Annotated in this window: 9 protein-coding genes; 4 read left to right on the forward strand and 5 right to left on the reverse strand. The window is 64.9% G+C overall.

Going from position 1 to position 17,382, the window contains the following annotated elements:
- The 3 genes from ACQR1Y_RS28385 to ACQR1Y_RS28395 form a co-directional block, all read right to left on the reverse strand.
- Positions 1-1,527, reverse strand: coding sequence for a permease (locus tag ACQR1Y_RS28385; RefSeq protein WP_434878991.1), 1,527 nt, complete (start codon positions 1,525-1,527; stop codon positions 1-3).
- On the reverse strand, positions 1,524-2,273 hold the full coding sequence (locus ACQR1Y_RS28390) for an ABC transporter ATP-binding protein (protein ID WP_434878990.1): 750 nt from the start codon (positions 2,271-2,273) through the stop codon (positions 1,524-1,526). The genes ACQR1Y_RS28385 and ACQR1Y_RS28390 overlap by 4 nt, the downstream gene beginning before the upstream one ends.
- Positions 2,274-2,468: 195 nt before the next feature.
- A complete protein-coding gene (locus tag ACQR1Y_RS28395) occupies positions 2,469-3,206 on the reverse strand; it encodes a transglutaminase-like cysteine peptidase (protein WP_434878989.1) in 738 nt (245 codons plus the stop codon).
- A gap of 603 nt (positions 3,207-3,809) precedes the next feature.
- On the opposite strand from ACQR1Y_RS28395, the gene ACQR1Y_RS28400 reads away from it, so the two are divergent.
- Complete coding sequence (locus ACQR1Y_RS28400; protein WP_434878988.1) at positions 3,810-10,109, forward strand: Npun_F0296 family exosortase-dependent surface protein; 6,300 nt, start codon at positions 3,810-3,812, stop codon at positions 10,107-10,109.
- An 81-nt stretch (positions 10,110-10,190) separates the two neighbouring features.
- The gene (locus ACQR1Y_RS28405) at positions 10,191-12,419 is read left to right on the forward strand and encodes a CHASE2 domain-containing protein (RefSeq protein ID WP_434878987.1); all 2,229 of its coding nucleotides are present in this window, start codon (positions 10,191-10,193) and stop codon (positions 12,417-12,419) included.
- Positions 12,420-12,709: 290 nt separating this feature from the next.
- Here the strand turns inward: ACQR1Y_RS28405 and ACQR1Y_RS28410 are convergent, their stop codons facing one another.
- Together ACQR1Y_RS28410 and ACQR1Y_RS28415 are read right to left on the reverse strand one after the other, a co-directional pair.
- Positions 12,710-14,305: an ABC transporter substrate-binding protein gene (locus tag ACQR1Y_RS28410; protein WP_434878986.1), complete on the reverse strand. Its 1,596-nt coding sequence runs from the start codon at positions 14,303-14,305 to the stop codon at positions 12,710-12,712.
- A 26-nt stretch (positions 14,306-14,331) separates the two neighbouring features.
- Positions 14,332-14,574, reverse strand: a complete 243-nt coding sequence (locus ACQR1Y_RS28415) for a hypothetical protein (protein WP_434878985.1) — start codon at positions 14,572-14,574, stop codon at positions 14,332-14,334.
- On the opposite strand from ACQR1Y_RS28415, the gene ACQR1Y_RS28420 reads away from it, so the two are divergent.
- Positions 14,555-16,171 carry an ABC transporter substrate-binding protein gene (locus ACQR1Y_RS28420; protein WP_434878984.1) on the forward strand — a complete coding sequence of 539 codons (1,617 nt, stop codon included), beginning with the start codon at positions 14,555-14,557 and terminating at the stop codon, positions 16,169-16,171. The two genes, ACQR1Y_RS28415 and ACQR1Y_RS28420, sit on opposite strands and share 20 nt — an antisense overlap.
- A gap of 257 nt (positions 16,172-16,428) precedes the next feature.
- Positions 16,429-17,382 carry an ABC transporter permease gene (locus ACQR1Y_RS28425; protein WP_434878983.1) on the forward strand — a complete coding sequence of 318 codons (954 nt, stop codon included), beginning with the start codon at positions 16,429-16,431 and terminating at the stop codon, positions 17,380-17,382.

The raw sequence follows: 17,382 nt of genomic DNA on the forward strand, positions 1-17,382 counted from the left end.
TCAGGCCCGAGCCGGGCTCAGCTTCCAGGCGAAGAACAGCAGCGCTGCGGTCATCAGCCCGCAGATCACGGCCCCTTCGGGCAGCGCCAGCGCGAGCGCTGCAGTCGCAGCCCAGCCGATCGAGGAGAAGGCTTCCGCGAAGGTCGCGAGCCGGGACGAGGTCTGGCGGCGGCGGAACTGGCTGCGCCGCGCCTGGATGCGGAACCAGAGCTGGATCGCGGTGGAGGAGATGGTCGCGATCAGCACGGCCGCCGCCGTGACCGCCGCCTGGGCCGGAGCGACCCAGCCGAACGCGAGCACCAGGGGGGCGAAGATCAGCGTGATCGCGATCAGCACCACTTCGATCTTGGCGCGCACGATCCGCGAGGCGGGCAACGGCGCCGTGGCGACCAGCTCCGGCGCGTCCTCGCCGGAGATCGTGAGCCAGGCCAGGCCGCCGGCGAGCTGGCCGGCGGCCATGACGATGACCGGCGTGATCAGGATGACGGCCTGCGAGCTGTCGGAATAGCTCCGCCACAGCAACAAGGCCGGCGGCACCAGATAGAGCAGCTGCATCAGCGTCTGCGAGATCAGCCAGGGGTCGCGCCGCAGCAGCATGAATTCCTTGCGGCGCAGCGCCTGCTGCCGCGAGCCGCCGCGGAACGCCCGGATCTTCGCGCCGGCGCGGGTCGAGACCCCCTGGGCCGCAGCGCTGATCGCCGTGTCGGCAAAGCGCGGCGAGAACACCAGCATGACGACGCCGAGCAGCAGCAATCCGGCAGCCAGCAGGATCAGCAGCGCCTGGCCGTCGCCGAGCGCCGCGCGCGCCGGCAGCCAGACGAGACTGTCGGGATCGGGCGCGATCGCCGCCGCGGCATCGGAGGTGAGGATGGCGAAGCGCGACAGCGTGCCATAGGACATGATGGCCGCGATCTGCAGCATGATCACGAACCCGGCGCCGATCACCGCGGCCAGGATCTGCGCCACCAGCCGTGTGCGCGCAGGACCGATCAGGCGGAACAGGATGATGGTGATGGCGATGGCGATCGCGGCGGCAGACAGTCCCACCGCTGCGACCACGACGAAGGCCGCGAGCCAGCGCACGCCGCCTTCGATCAGCAGCACGTCGACGAACGGTGTCGCCAGCAGCAGCGCCATGCTGGTCACGGACAGCGCGATCGCGGCAATCCGGACCGAGAAGATTTCGGCGAGCCGCACCGGCGACGACATGATCAAATCGAGATCGGCACGGGCGTAGAACACGCGCGTCACCGACTCGATCGCCTGGGACAACATCAGCGCCCACGACAGCATGATGGTCGCGGTGACGACGATCAGCGCGGTCTTGTCGAGCGGCGGCGCGAGATCGGCATAGCGGCCGACCACGACCCAGGCCGGCACGTGCATGACCGCGCCGAACAGCACGAGGCCGATGATAGCGGCGCGCGTGCGGCGGCGCTTGCCGGCGGTGATCATGCCGAGCCATTCGCGCCAAGCAAGCCTGAGCTCGTGGCGCGCGAACCAGGCCAGCGTCGCCGCCCGCGTCATGCCGCGGGCTCCACCTCGACGAGAGCGATGAACAGTTCCTCGAGGCTGGTGTCGGTGCGGCCATTCTGCTGGCGCAATTCGGCGAGCGTGCCCTCGGCCACCACGCGGCCGGCGGCGATGACGCCGATCCGGTCGGCCATGCGCTCGGCGACTTCGAGGATGTGGGTCGTCATGATCACCGTGCCGCCGCGGCGGACGCGCTCGGCCAGCAGTCCCTTGACGTGGCGTGCGGAGACGGCGTCCAGACCGGTGAGCGGCTCGTCCAGGATGATCAGCCGGGGATCATGAATGAGCGCGCCCGCCAGCGCCACCTTCTGGCGCATGCCCTTGGAAAATCCCTCGCAGCGCTCGTGCAGATGCGGCTCGAGCCCGAGCGAGATCAGCAGATCGCGGGCGGTCTGGCCGGACGTCGAGGGATCGATGCCCCACAGCCCGGCGACGAATTCCAGATATTCGAGCGGCGTGAGCTTGTCGTAGATCATGGGCTCGTCGGAGACCCACGCCATCACCTGCTTGGCGGCGATCGGATCGCGCAGCGCATCGATGCCGAAGATTTCCACCTGTCCGGCATCCGGCCGCAGCAGCCCTGCGACCATGCGCAGGGTGGTGGTCTTGCCGGCGCCGTTGGGACCGACCAGCGCGTAGAACTCGCCCGAACGCACCACGAGGTCGAGGCCATCGACCGCCGGCCGTTCGAAGCATTTGGTGAGACCTCGCACGGCGAGGGCAGGGCTGTCTGGCATCATGACCGCTCGTTGGTTCGCGTCGGCAACTTGAACGCAACTCGTTGCGGCGCGGTGAACGGCCGCTCGATCACGTCGGCGGACGCCAGGTCGCGCCTCGAAGCAACGCGTTCCCTGGCGATTGGACCACCGCGTCCGGACGGGATCACGGCGATGATGGGGGCATCGATCGGATCTTTCCAGCTCGAATGCTGGAGGCTAGCGGGTCAAACCGGCCATCTCCGCCAGCATGGGGGCCGGCTGGAATCGGCCGATGCCTGTCTCGTCGAGCACGAACAAGGGGTGGATACGCTGCGCATCGCTGTCCTCGATCATGGCCATGCGCTGGTTGTCGAGCAGCAGCCAGTGTCCGTCGAGGCGGGCGGCGGCGACGGCGTGATCCTCGCCGCGGACGATGTCGCGCAGGATCACGATGCGCAGGTCGTCCGCGTCGATCCCCGCCAGCCGCAGGGCGACGAACTTGGCGATCGCATAGTCCTCGCAGTCGCCGGCATGGCGATCGAAGGTCGCCAGCGGCGAGGCCCAGACGTCCATCTGGCCATACTGGTCGAGGTCGCTGGCCGGCCGGATGGACAGATTGATGGCGCGGTTGATCTCGCCGAGCCGGGCCCGGCCGGTGCGGAGACGGCCCTGGTCGACGATGGCCAAGAGGCTGAGCGCGGCCGGCGAAACGCAGTGCGCGCGGTCACCGTCGCACAGCGCCAATTGAACCCGCTCGTCGTCGAGCTTGCGCGCGAGCGCCGCCCATTTGCTGGCCAGCGAGCCCGTCTGCAGGTCGACTCGTATCAGCCCGAAAGGTTCTGCCGTCGCGCGAATGGTGGTTGCCAGTCCCAACGGCTGGCCGATCGGGCCTGCCCCTGCCGGATCGCCCGTCCAGACGACCGCGACGGCCGCGGCGACGGCCAGCGACGCGCGCATCAGCTTGAGAATAGTCATGTGACGCCCCATGCCCCAGATCTCCTCCGGCGCAATGCAGCGCCTGGCGGAACCCGATGTTGCATGCAGCATGGGCGGGGACCCCTTGGCCCAGACTTACGGCCGGCGCACGGGCGATCAAATCTCGACCTTCACGCTGAACGTTGTGTTGCGCCGATGCGACAAATTCTAACGAAAGGCGAGCCAGGGTCGCGACCATCTCTCGGATTCGCGGCAAGGTTGTGGCCTGCGTCGAGCCGCAGCTCCTGCTAAATTGATGCAAATCTTTGATTCTTGTTGGCCCGATCACACTGCTCGACTTGAAATCCGATCATAAGGGTACGCCGGTGAGGATGCCGAGGTCAGGAAAGGTAATCATGTCTTCCAAAGTACTTCAGATTACTTTGGTTAGCCAAATGACGCTGACTGAATACTTGTAAGTGTTTTGCGGCGTCAGCCGAAAAGACGGCGAAATCTTGACATTATCGAAGCAATCCCGCGGGAGGCGCAGTTTCCAGCCCTCGGGGGCACAAGCTGAAGATGGTTCCTCCAGGCACCCACCAGTGATATGGACGCTTTGAACGCTCATTCTTATGTATTCATTAACCATAGTTCGGTGGCCCCGTGAATTACGCTGGCAAGTCTGACGCCGCGCTTTTCTCCGATGGCCTGGGCACCCCCGCGCACGCGCCTGTGCGGCTGGACGTGCCACCCGCTCACGCGCCGGCGGATGCGATCGTCGTTCCCGACGCGCATTTTCTGTTCAGTGCCGATTTCAAGCGATCCGGCGTCGATCTGATCCTGTCGTCAGACGGTCGAGACCTCGTGCTCCCCGACTATTTCAAGGGCGAGAAGCGGGCGCCGCTGGCCTCGCCGGATGGCGCGCATCTGACCGGCGACCTCGTCAATGCGCTGTCGGGCGCGGTGCAGGTCAGTCAGGCCGGCGCCGCCGCTGCGGGCGGCAAGGTGATCGGGCACGTGACGAAGCTGGTCGGCACCGCGACGGTGATCCGCAACGGCGTGTCGATCCTGCTTCACAACGGCGACAACGTCGAGAAGGGCGATATCGTCCAGTCCGGCTCGAATTCGACGCTCGGTATCACCTTCATCGACGGCACCGTCTTCGGCCTCTCCTCGAATGCGCGGATGGTGCTGAACGAGATGGTCTACGACCCCAACGGGTCGAACAACTCGTCGCTGATCAGCCTGGTCGCGGGCACGATCTCCTTCGTCGCCGGCGAGACCGCCAAGCATGGCGACATGAAGGTCGACACGCCGGTCGCGACCATGGGCATTCGCGGCACCGCCGTCCTGGTCGAGATCGACTTCAACGTGCCGGGTCAGGGCGGTTTGCCGGACGCCAAGTTTCAGGTGCTGGTCGAGCCCGACGGGCGCACCGGATCCTACGTGCTGTTCGACAAAACGACGCTGCAGCCGATCGCCGTGGTCAACCAGGCCGGCCAGCAGATTCAGATCAGCAACGGCGTGGTGAACCAGAGCGCCGTGCCGCTCTCGCCGGATATCCAGAAGCTCATCAACGACGTGTTCTCGCTGAAGTTCACCGACAACACGAATCCGAAATCGAACACCCACTTCACCGATATCGGCGTGCTGCAGCCGTTGGCGCCCCTGACGCTGCCCAACGGCACCAGCGCGACGCCGATCATCAAGCTGACCGACACCACCACCCCGACCACGCCGTCGAGTACGACGTCCGAGCAGCCGTCGCATCTTCCGGGCGCGCCGGAGGTCCGGATTCTCGACAGCAACGGTAAGCTGACGACGTCGTTCGGTCTGGTCGAGCGCGCCGGCCAGACCGGGAATACGACCGATTTCGACACCGTCCTCAGCCGGGTCAATTTCCTCGACGTCAATGCCATCGACAAGCCGACGGTCTCGGTCAGCTTCAAATCCTACGCCTACAAGAGCGCGGATCAGGCCGATGTCACGGGTTCATTGAACGCCCTGCAAGTGCAGGACGTGATGGCGACGGCCGTGAAGATCACGGTGGTGCCCGATCCCACGAACAAGAACTTCGGCTCGGCAACGCTGACCTACAGCGTTCCGGACAAGTCCTTCGACTTCCTGGCCGCCGGCGAGACGCTGACGCTGACCTACGTGGTGCGTGTCGACAACAATTTCGCGCCGTCCAACGAGTACACGGAGGTGCCGATCACGATCACGGTGACCGGCACCAATGACAAGCCCGAGATCGTGGCGAGCGTCCCGACGGTTGCGTTCGAGGGCGGCACCAGCGTTCCCGGCGGGCCGCTGACATCAGATGATCCGACATCGGGCACGTTGACCTTCAAGGATGTCGATCTCACCGATACCCATACGGTCTCGGCCAAGCTGAGCAGCGCGGTTCTCGAGGGCGGTGGCAGCATCCCGCCGGCTCCGCTGGCGCTGTTCGAGCAGGCGCTGACGGCGTCGCTGGCGTTGGACAGCACCGGCAGCGGCACGGGCAAGATCAATTGGACCCTGGCCGACCTTCCGGTCTATGTCGCCGATTTCATCCCGGCCGGGAAGACCCTGACGCTCACCTACACGGTGACCTTGAAGGATTCGCAAGGCGCGACATCGACGCAGACGGTCACGGTCACCATTACCGGTACCGATGATCCCGCGGTGGTCTGGATTGCCACGACCCAGCCCGATGGGCAGAGCGGCGCCCAGGTCATGCTGTGGAGCGACGGCGCGAATTGGGCGACGGGCCTTGCTCCGACCGCGGCCGACGACGTCATCATCATCACCGATCAGTTGCACGGGTTGACGCCCGCCTTCCCGGTGACGATCGACTCGGCCGCCTTCGCCAAATCGGTGAGCCTGAACGATTTCGGCGGCGGGGCGGTCCCGCAGCTCGATAATCACAGCACGCTGACGATCAGCGGCGCGCTGACGGCCAAGGCCGATTCCCGCATCTACAATTTCTCGGATGCGATTCTCAGCGTCGGCGGGTCGGCGCAACTGCTCGACCAGAGCGAGCTGCACAATTCCGGCACGGTGCTGCTGGCGGGCGGCGGCGTGTTCGGCGCCTCGGCGATCATCAGCAACGTCGGAACGATCGAGCTCAGCGCCGGCACGCTGGTCGTGCATGCCGACGTCGAGAACGCCGGTGAGGATCGCTCCGGCTTGATCCAGGTCGACCTCGGCGCCACCCTGACTCTCGATGGCGGCAGCATCGACGGCGGCACCATCCTGATCCAGGGCGTGCCGGTCATCCAGAATATCGGGACGCTGCAGGACGGCGAGGAGAGTCCGGAGCAGCCCGGCGGGGTGCTGCAGTTGACGGGCGGAGCTGAGATCCGTGGCGGCGAGCTCGATAATTTCGGCACGGTCGATGTATCCGGTACAGGGAACACTCTCTCGAATGAGAGCGTGACCAATGTCGGCCTCATCGACATCAAGGCCGATGGCGAGCTGACGCTTGACGGCGGCACCAGCATCGACAATGCGGGCGGCAGCATCACGGTGGAAGACGCCGCGACGCTGACGTTAACGCACGCGAGCATCACCGCGGGCGTGATCACCAACGAGTCCAGCGGAACGATTGCCCTGGCCGGCCATGGCGCCCTGATCGGAGGTATCGTCGACAATTCCGGCGTCATCGCAGTGTCCGGCAGCGGCAATGCGCTGGACGACGAAACCATCACCAATGCGAATGCCGCGGCCATCACCATTGCGCTGAGCGGCGCGCTGTCGCTGAGCGGCACGACCATCGCGGGCGGGGCCATCACCAGCGCGGGGACGATCTCGGTCGATGGCGACAGCGTCATTGACGGCAGCGCCGTCCAGGGCGGCTCCGTTCTGATCGGCGACAGCGTCGGACAATTCGCGGAAGGTTCGGTGGTCCTCACCCTCGAGGGCGGCGCCGTGGTGACCAGCGTCGACGTGACGATCGGCGAGGGCGCGACGCTCGAGGTCGCGTCGGCCGCGGGCGCGACGCTCGTCGATGTTTCCGTCGACAGCTCCGGCATCGTGCAGGTGGACGAGGGCGCGCTGCTGCTGATCGAGGACAGCACGATCACCGGCGGTGATCTCGTCAATCGCGGCACGGTGCATGTCGAGACCGAGGCGGCGTCCACGTTCGACAATGTCACGATCGACAATGCCGGCGGCGTGATCATCATCGACGAGGCCGGCGATACCCCGGTGCCGTCGACCCTGGTGCTCGACGGCGGCACGAGCCTCACCGGCGGCACGCTGGAGGTCCAGATCGCGGGCACGCTGGAGATCGCCGGCCACGACGTGACTCTGTCCGGCGTGCAGGTCGAGAATGCCGGCGTGTTCACCGTCGACCTCGATGCGATCCTCGCTCTGGTCGACACCAAGGTGAGCGGCGACGGCGAGTTGCACGTCTACGGGACGATCACGGCGAGCGGCGTGAGCGGTCTCAGCGGAACGATCTACAACGAAGGCACGATCGAGATCGTCGCCGGCAACTTCGAGATCACCGGCAACGTCGAAGGCTCGGGCCAGATCAAGGTCGACGCCGGCGCGACGCTGAAGGTTGACGGTCATGTCGATCAGACCATCGACTTCAGCAGCGAGGGAAGCAGCGAGCTCGTCGTCGACGACGCGGGGCTGTCCGCCAAGATCGCCGGCCTCAGCGTCGGCGACAAGATCGACCTGTCGACCATCGCCTGGAGCGCCACGACCACCGCGTCCTACGACGCCGAAACCGGCGTGCTGACCGTGACCGACGGTCAGGGGCACAGCATTGATCTCACTCTTGTCGGCGATTACAGCAACGCCCATTTCGCCGGAAGCACCGATGGGCATGGTGGAACGCTGATCACGCTGACGGCGGAGGATGCCGCGCCGGTCATCGCCGATCCCGATCAGGCGGGCAGCATCGCGGAAACCGCCGAGCAGACCGGGTCGTCCGCTCCGCACACCGCCACCGGCACCATTCACTTCACCGATGTCGATCTGACGGATCGTCCGGCGGCTTCGATCCTCGCCGACTCTCAGCAAGTCAAATGGACTGCGGCCGATCACCAGACCGATCTGTCGAACCAGCTGACATCGACCCAGATCGCGGCGTTGGAGCAGGCGCTGCAACTGAGCCACGGCGCCAACACCAATAATGGCGCGGTGGACTGGACCTATGCGATCGCCGACGGCGCGCTCGATTTCCTCGGCGCCGGCGAGACCGTCATGGTCACCACCAAGGTCACGGTCGACGATCACCAGGGCGGCACCGCGATCTCCACGGTCGTCGTCACCATCACGGGGACCAACGATCAGCCCGTCATCACCTCGGACGTGCAGGCTGCGGAGATCTCCGAGCGCGCGGATACGTCCGGCTCGAAACTCCGAGATACGGCAACAGGCACCATCACCTTCACGGACGCCGACGTCACCGACACGCACGCCGTGAAGGTGACCGGCGTCGCGGTCGAGGGCGCGCATGACGGGCTTCCGTCGGACAGTTCGGTATTGCTGAGCTGGCTGTCGCTGGGGCCGCTGACGGATTCCGGCTCCGGAGGCACGGGATCTCAGTCCTGGACCTTCTCGGCCAAGGACAAGGGCTTCGACTATCTCGGCGTCGACCAGCAGGTGACGCTGACCTACACGGTGGAAATCGCGGACGGTCGCGGTGGCGTGGTCGACGTGCCCATCACCATTACCGTCAACGGCGCCAATGATGCGCCCGTCATCGTCGCTGAAACCAACCCGCCGGTGCAGACCGTGATCCTGGCGGAGCGGGCAATCGAGCTGGCGAGTTCCGCCACCGCCAACACCGCGGGCATGGCAACCGAGACCTTCGATCACAACTCGTGGGACTTCGAAGGCGAGGGCCGCGGCCATGACGGCTTCTACAGCCAGGCCCTGCACGCAACCTTCACGGCGAGCGGCGCCGCGGGGATCGTGCAAGGCTCCTCGTCGGTTTTGTCGGCGCCCTACATGGATGGCGGCCGGGACCAGACCAAATATCTTACCATCGGCGCCAACGCGCACGAGACGATCACCTTCGACAGCATCAAGAACAGTTTTGGGCTGTATTGGGGATCGGTCGATGCCTACAACAGCATCTCGTTCTACAGCAACAACAAGCTCGTCGCGTTCTACACCGGCAGCGATGTCGCGCCCTTGATCGCCAATGGCGGGCAGACGTCGTCTGCGTCGAACGGCTATGTCGAGTTTCTCGGTCTGACGCCGTTCAACAAGGTCGTGCTCGCCAGCAGCCAGAACGCCTTCGAGCTGGACAATGTGTCGGCCGGCTACATCCCGGATCAGCCGGTGAAGCTGTCGAGCGACATGTCCGGCACTCTGACGGTTCGCGACAAGGATATCGGCGATACGCTGACCGCGTCCGTGCTCGGCCAGGGTGTCGTGAAGTACAACGGCTCGTCGAACCTGCCCGAGAATGTCCATGTCGACGCGCTGGCGAGCGCAGCGGCGATCACCTTCGATAGCGCGACCTCCGATGGCCACAAGGAGGTGCTGCACTGGACCTATCATCCGGACGCGGTGAACCTGGATTTCCTCAAGCCGGGCGATACGTTGACCGTGACCTATCAGGCCGTGGTCAGCGATGGCCACGACACGTCTGCTACCAAGCCGCTCACAATTACGCTGGCCGGCGACGGCGCATCGACGATCAACGGCACGGGGCAGGACGACAATTTCGTTAATGTCGGCGGCGGCGTCACGATCTTCGGCAAGGGTGGCAACGACACCTTCGTCTTCAACCCGCATTTCGGCAGCGCCACGATCGGCGATCTCAATCTCAACAAGGACATCGTCGAGATCGACCATTCGCTGTTCGCCAGCGTCCAGGCGATGGTGGATGCGGCGCAGTCCGCCAACGGTGGTCAAGACACGGTCATCACCGATGCCGCGCACGATACGCTGACGCTCAAGGGCGTGACGCTCGACCAGTTCAAGGCACATCACGACGGCTTCCACCTGGTTTGAGCGCCGTCGTGCAAGGCTACGCAGGAGTTCTCTTCGGCATGACCGCTCGTTCCGGTTGTCCGGCCTTGGCGTGATGGCGGCATGAAACGACTGAAGGCAGTGCCCCGATGGTTCGCGCGCCGGTTCGGCTATGCGCGCGTGATGTGCCTGCTGCTGCTGGTCGCCTTCGCGGCGCTACGCGTTGCCGATCCGCCGCCGGTGCAGGAGTTCCGGCTTCGCACCTTCGATAGCTTCCAGGCCTTCAGCCCGCGCCCCAAGACGATCCGGCCGGTCACGATCGTCGATATCGACGAGAAGAGCGTGTCCGATCCCAAGCTCGGGCAATGGCCTTGGCCCCGGACGCGAATCGCTGAGATCATCGATCAATTGACTCGCATGGGGGCGCTCGTGATCGCCTTCGACGTGGTCTTCGCCGAGCCCGACCGGCTCAATCCCGCGCTCGCCGCCGAGACTTTTCCCAATCTCGATGAGACGACACGCGAGAGATTGAAGGCGCTGCCGTCGAACGATCAGGTGCTGGCCGACGCGCTGCGCAGGTCGCGCATCGTGCTCGGCGAGACCGGCAGCCCGGAGCCGCGCGCTGATCTCGACATGACGTTGCCAGTGACGGGGTTCGCGATGCTCGGCGACGATCCGATCCCGTTCATGCAGCCGTTTCCGGGCCTGCTGCGCAACGTCCCGGTGATCGAGCATGCGGCGGCGGGGCGAGGGCTGTTCACGATCCCGCCGGAGCGCGACGGCATCATCCGCCGGGTGCCCATGATCATGCGGGCGCAGGACGTGACGATGCTCGCGCTCAGCTTCGAGATGTTGCGGGTTGTCACGGCGTCCGACACAGTGCTGATCAAGACCGCGGAAGGCGGCATCGTCAGCCTTGGCTTGCGCGGCTTTCAGATCCCGACCGACGGCAACGGCAAAATCTGGGTCCACTATGCCAAGCATGATCCGTCGATCTACGTGTCCGCCATCGATGTGCTCGAGGGGCGGGTCGCGCCGGAGAAGATCGCCAAGAAGCTGGTCCTGATCGGGCCATCCGCGATCGGCCTGAACGACATCAAGACTACGCCTGTCGACCCAGCCATGCCTGGCGTGGAGGTGCACGCCCAGGTGCTGGAGTCTGTCCTGACCGGATCGATCCTGACACGGCCGTATTGGGGCATCGCGGTCGAGTTCGGCGGCGCCGTGGTGCTCGGACTGCTCGTCATTCTGTTCGCACCGCGGCTGGGCGCGATCACGCTGGTGGCGGTGGGAGGGCTGTTTGCGAGCGCGCTGCTGGGCGTCTCCTGGTACTTCTACACCCAGCAGCGAATCCTGATCGACTTCACCTATCCGATGCTCTCGACGACGGCGGTCTATCTGACGCTCATCTTTGCGAACTTCGTGCGCGAGCAGGAGCAGCGGCGGCAGATGCGCTCGGTGTTCGGACAATACCTGTCGCCGGTCCTGGTCGAGCAACTGGCTGACTCGCCGCCCAAGCTCGGCGGCGAGGAGCGCGAGATCACGGTGATGTTCTCCGACGTGCGCGGCTTCACCTCGATCTCGGAGAGCTACAAGCACGATCCGCAGGGCCTGACCCAGCTGATGAACCGCTTCCTCACGCCGCTCACCAACGCCATCATCGCCCGCAAGGGCTATGTCGACAAATACATGGGCGACGCCATCATGGCGTTCTGGAACGCGCCGCTGGCCGACAAGGACCATCAGCTCAATGCCTGCGAGGCGGCGCTCGACATGCTCGATCGGATCGATCGGGTCAATGGCGAGCGTGAGGACGAAGCCGCGCATGGCGGCCACGTCTACATTCCGCTTAAGGTCGGCATCGGTCTCAACACCGGCATCGGCGTCGTCGGCAACATGGGCTCCGACCTGAAGTTCAACTATTCGGCGCTCGGCGACAGCGTCAACCTCGCCTCACGGCTGGAAGGCCAGACCAAGGAGTATGGCTTCCCGATCATCGTCGGCGCGGCGACCGCGATGGAGGTGAAGGACAGGCTCGCGATCCTCGAGCTCGATTTCATCATGGTGAAGGGCAAGAGCGAGCCGGAGGTGATTTATGCGATCACCGGCCGCGAAGACGTGATGCATTCCGAGCGCTTCCAGCTGCTGCGCAACCTGACCATCGAGATGCTCGCCGCCTATCGCAGCCGCGACTGGGAGGAAGCGCTGGCGGCGATCGCGCGAGGGCGCAAGAAGGACGAGGCGAAGGAGCTGGCGAAACTGTTCGATCTCTACGAAGAGCGCATCCGCGCCTATCGGCAGAATCCGCCGCCAGAGGACTGGAACGGCGCTCACGCGCTGACATCGAAGTAGTGCTAACTAAACCCCTAGCAACGATGAATTACCCCCTTCAGGGTGCGGTTGCCGGGCGATGAGTGCAGTGCTTATGAATGCGCCCTCTCCCCTTGTGGGAGAGGGGGTGTAGGACGGCTCGGCGAGCTCGGTTGGGTGAGGGGGTTCTCTCCGCGAGTTGCGCCCCGTTGAAAGAGACCCCTCACCCAACCGCATTCGCGGATGGGCCGCACATGCCCTCTCCCACAAGGGGAGAGGAGAGGGCGCGTTATCTGACAGCCGCTTCGCCGCGAGGCTGGGACGACAGCTCGTTACTCCGCCCCGATCGTCGTCAGGTCCTGGAACCAGTGTTGGGCCTGGACGAACTTCTTCACCTTCGGCGACAGCGCGTGAGGGTTGGTGTCGTGCACGACCCACACCAGCACGGCATCATCCACGACCTGTGCATGCGCCTGCGCGATCAACTCATCCTGCTTCGCCGGATCGAACGTCTGCTTGGCCTCGGCGATCAGCGCATCGACCTTCGGATTCTTATAGCCGCCCCAGTTGACGCCCACAGGCGCGATCTGGTCGGAGGCGAAGAAGCGGACGATGGCGTAGAGCGGATCTGACGTGACGTAGGCGATGTTGTTGGCGGTGATGCCGGCGTTCATCTCGTCAGCCGCGCCCTTGCGCCAATGCGTGTAGAGCGTCTCGAGCTCGACCACCTTGAACTCGATGTTGATGCCGATTTCCTTGAAGCTCTGCTGCAGGTATTCGTTCATTGGCAGCGACAGCATCTGGCCGGTGCCGCCCTGTGCGATGATGAAGGTGGTCTTCAGCGGCTTGGCGGGAGAGTAGCCGGCTTCCTCGACCAGCTTCTTGGCGGCGGCGAGATCATATCTCAGTTCGAAGCTCGGCTTGCCGAACCAGGGACTCGACGGGTCGACCTGGCCCTTCGCCGGCTTGGCGAGACCGTTCATCAGCCCGACGACCTCGTCGCGGTTGATCGCGAGGTTGAGCGCCTTGCGCAGCCGGATGTCGGTCCAGGGCGAGCCCGGCAGCACGCTGAGATGATAGTTCCAGACATGCGGCGTGACGTTGTCGACGAGCTTCATGCCGGCGGCCTTGAGCTGCGGCACCGCGTCCGGCGCCGGCGTCTCGATCAGGTCGACCTGGCCGGCGAGCAGCGCGTTGGTGCGGGTCAGCGCCTCCGGCATCGGCACCAGCACCAGCTTGTCGGTTTTGGGCAGCCGGTCCTTGTTCCAGTATTCGGAATTCTTTGTCAGTTCCGCGAACTCGCGCGGCACCAGCTTGGTCAGCTTGAACGGGCCGGTGCCTGACGGCTGGCTGGCGAACTTGTCCCAGTCCTTGCCGAGCTTCTCATATTGCGCCGGGCTCGAAATCAGGAACCACAGCATCTGATAGGGGAAGAAGGAGTCGACGGTCTTCGTCGTGATCTCGACCGTGGAGTCGTCGATCTTGGCGTAGCTCGCCACCGACGGAAGCCGTGTCTTGACCTGCGCGCTCTGCCGCTTGTCGAACTGTGGTGCCTTATCGTTGAGCACCTTGTCCAGATTCCAGATCACCGCATCGGCATTGAAGTCGCTGCCGTCGTGGAACTTGACGCCCTTGCGCAGGGTGAAGCGCCATTTGGTCTTGTCGGCGTCGTCGACCTTCCACTCGGTGGCAAGGCCCGGGATCAGCTTGCCCGCCTTGTCGGCGACGCTCATGTCCCACGCGACCAGCGGATCGTAGATCGTGTATCCGGTAAACTGATAGGCGCCGGCGCCGCGATCGGGCTGGCCGGTCGTCAGCGGGATGTCGGCCATCGAGATGCCGTAGCGCAGAACCGTTTCAGCATGCGCGGCCATAGTAGAGATGCCGAGCGCAAGCGCAGTCGCCAGCAAGGACAATTTCATACGCATCAGTGTGAAGCTCCGTAAAAACCGGATCAAATTCGACGCGCCAAACCTGCAATACGGGTGCCAAGCCCTCCGGCGGGATCGTTTGAGCACAAACGGTTGTGACCACGCGTCGCAGGCGGGCGCTTGGGAGCACCGCTGGCATAGGCGTTGCATAATGCTGCCCAGAAATTAGCCAGCTGATCGGAGATATCCATCGTGCTTTTGCGTCTTGCGACCTCACTGAAAAAGCGCGCGGCCGTTGCGACCGCGATGATGACGAGCGCCGCCATCCTCATGCTGCCGGCGCAGGCCGGCGCGGAGTCGGTGCTGCGCATCGGCATGACTGCCGCCGATATTCCGCGCACGCTCGGCCAGCCCGACCAGGGTTTTGAGGGCAACCGCTTCACCGGCCTCACGATGTACGACGCGCTGACGATGTGGGACCTGTCGTCCGCGGACAAGCCGAGCGTCGTCATTCCCGGCCTTGCCACCGAGTGGAAGGTGGACGACGCCGACAAGACCAAGTGGACCTTCAAGCTGCGTCCCGGCGTGACCTTCCATGACGGTTCGCCGTTCAATGCCGACGCCGTGGTGTGGAACGTCGAGAAGGTGCTGAAGCAGGACGCACCGCAGTTCGATCCGAGCCAGGTCGGCGTCACCGCCTCTCGCATGCCGACGCTCGCCTCTGCGCGCAAGATCGATGATCTCACGGTCGAGCTGACGACCAAGGAGCCGGACAGCTTCCTGCCGATCAACCTCACCAACCTGTTCATGGCGAGCCCGGCGAAGTGGCAGAAACTCTATGAGTCCGCCACCGGCGCCGATGACAAGGCGAAGTCGCAAGCCGCGTGGGCGGCGTTCGCCAAGGACGCCGCGGGCACAGGCCCGTGGAAGATGGCGAAGTTCACGCCGCGCGAGCGGCTGGAGCTCGTCAAGAACGAGGCCTATTGGGACAAGGCGCGCGTCCCAAAGACCGACAAGATGATCCTGTTGCCCATGCCAGAAGCGAATGCGCGCACCGCGGCGCTGCTGTCCGGCCAGGTCGATTGGGTCGAAGCGCCGGCGCCGGATGCGCTGCCGGAGATCAAGCAGCGCGGCTTCAAGCTCTACGCCAATGAGCAGCCGCATGTCTGGCCGTGGCAGTTCTCGCGTATCGAAGGCTCGCCGTGGAACGACATCCGCGTCCGCAAGGCGGCCAATCTGTGCATCGATCGCGAGGGCCTGCGTGACGGTCTGCTGGCCGGCCTGATGGTGCCGGCGAGCGGCACCTTTGAGAAGGGCCATCCCTGGCGCGGCAACGTGACCTTCGAGATCAAGTACGACAAGGCGGCCGCGCAGAAGCTGATGCAGGAGGCCGGCTACGGCCCGAACAAGAAGCTCGAGGTGAAGACGCAGACTTCGGCGTCGGGCTCGGGCCAGATGCAGCCGCTGCCGATGAACGAGTATCTGCAGCAGGCGCTGGCGGAGTGCTATTTCGACGTCAAGCTCGACGTCATCGAGTGGAACACGCTGTTCACCAACTGGCGCCGCGGCGCCAAGGATGCCTCGGCCAACGGCGCCAACGCCACCAACGTGACTTATGCGGCGATGGACCCGTTCTTCGCGCTGGTGCGCTTCCTGCAGTCGTCGATGGCGCCGCCGGTGTCGAATAATTGGGGCTTCATCAACAACCCGAAGTTCGATGAGCTGGTGAAAAAGGCGCGCCAGACCTTCGATCCGACCGAGCGCGACAAGGCGCTGGCCGAGTTGCATGCGGCCTCCGTCGACGACGCGGCGTTCCTCTACGTCGCCCACGACGTCGGCCCGCGCGCGATGAGCCCGAGGGTCAAGGGCGTGGTGCAGCCGAAGAGCTGGTTCATCGACTTCTCGCCGATCTCGGTGGAGTAGTTGTTGGCGTGGTGGAGTATTCGTCCACGTTCGCAGGCTGATCTCGCCGCTTGCCCCGCTGCGCTCCCTCCCCCCTTGCGGGGGAGGGGTGGGGAGGGGGGTACCCCGGCGGCAGTCTTCGTGGGGACCCCCACCCCCGACCCCTCCCCGCTGCCGATAATCGCTTCGCGATTGCGGCGTGGGGGAGGGGAGCTTTCTTCGTGACGCTTGTTTCTCGCGACTCTCTGCAGCGGTGGAGAGTCAACCGAAGGTGACTCGTGCTCTCTTATGCTGCCAGGCGGATGGTCTATGCGATCCCGATCATCATCGGTGTTGCGCTCGTCTGCTTCATGCTCGTTCACATCACGCCCGGTGATCCCCTCGTCGCGGTGCTGCCGGCTGACGCCTCACAGGAATTGGCGCAGCAACTGCGCACCGCCTACGGCTTCGACAAGCCGCTGCCGGTGCAGTTCGGCCTGTGGCTGTGGCGTGCGATCAATGGCGATCTCGGCAGCTCGATCGCGACCGGCCGCCCGGTGCTCGCCGAGGTCCTGCGCGCCGTCTCGAACACCGTGACGCTCGCGATCGCCGCCGCCATCATCGGCTTCTCGCTCGGCCTGTTCTTCGGCCTCGTCGCCGGCTACTTCCGCGACACCTGGATCGACAAGGTCGCGACCTCGATCGCGATCGCCGGCGTGTCCGTGCCACATTATTGGCTCGGCATGGTGCTGGTGATCATCTTCTCGGTCGAGCTGAACTGGCTGCCGGCTGTCGGCGCCGGTCCATCCGGCTCCGGCGCGTGGTCATGGGACTGGGCGCATATCCGCTTCCTGATCCTGCCGGCGATCACCACCTCCGTCATTCCGATGGGCATCATCACGCGCACCGTGCGCGCGCTGACCGGCGACATCCTGAGCCAGGACTTCGTCGAGGCACTGCGCGCGAAGGGCTTGCGCGAAACCCAGGTGTTCCGCCACGTGCTGAAGAACGCCGCGCCGACCGCGCTCGCGGTGATGGGTCTGCAGCTCGGCTACATGCTGGGCGGTTCGATCCTGATCGAGACGGTGTTCTCCTGGCCCGGATCGGGCCTGCTGTTGAACTCGGCGATCTTCCAGCGCGATTTGCCGCTGCTGCAGGGCACGATCCTGGTGCTGGCGATGTTCTTCGTCATCCTCAACCTCGTGGTCGACATCGCGCAGGCCGCGATCGATCCGCGCATCAAGCGGGGCTAG

It is taken from the genome of Bradyrhizobium sp. HKCCYLRH3099 (assembly GCF_051167855.1).
In the GTDB taxonomy this organism is placed as follows: Bacteria; Pseudomonadota; Alphaproteobacteria; order Rhizobiales; family Xanthobacteraceae; genus Bradyrhizobium.

What these genes read in the sequence shown, in the direction of transcription:
- ACQR1Y_RS28385 (WP_434878991.1), bottom strand. Translation starts at nt 1,527, where the DNA reads ATGACGCGGGCGGCGACGCTGGCCTGGTTCGCGCGCCACGAGCTCAGG.
- ACQR1Y_RS28390 (WP_434878990.1), bottom strand. Translation starts at nt 2,273, where the DNA reads ATGATGCCAGACAGCCCTGCCCTCGCCGTGCGAGGTCTCACCAAATGC.
- ACQR1Y_RS28395 (WP_434878989.1), bottom strand. Translation starts at nt 3,206, where the DNA reads ATGACTATTCTCAAGCTGATGCGCGCGTCGCTGGCCGTCGCCGCGGCC.
- ACQR1Y_RS28405 (WP_434878987.1), top strand. Translation starts at nt 10,191, where the DNA reads ATGAAACGACTGAAGGCAGTGCCCCGATGGTTCGCGCGCCGGTTCGGC.
- ACQR1Y_RS28410 (WP_434878986.1), bottom strand. Translation starts at nt 14,305, where the DNA reads ATGCGTATGAAATTGTCCTTGCTGGCGACTGCGCTTGCGCTCGGCATC.
- ACQR1Y_RS28420 (WP_434878984.1), top strand. Translation starts at nt 14,555, where the DNA reads ATGATGACGAGCGCCGCCATCCTCATGCTGCCGGCGCAGGCCGGCGCG.
- ACQR1Y_RS28415 (WP_434878985.1), bottom strand. Translation starts at nt 14,574, where the DNA reads ATGGCGGCGCTCGTCATCATCGCGGTCGCAACGGCCGCGCGCTTTTTC.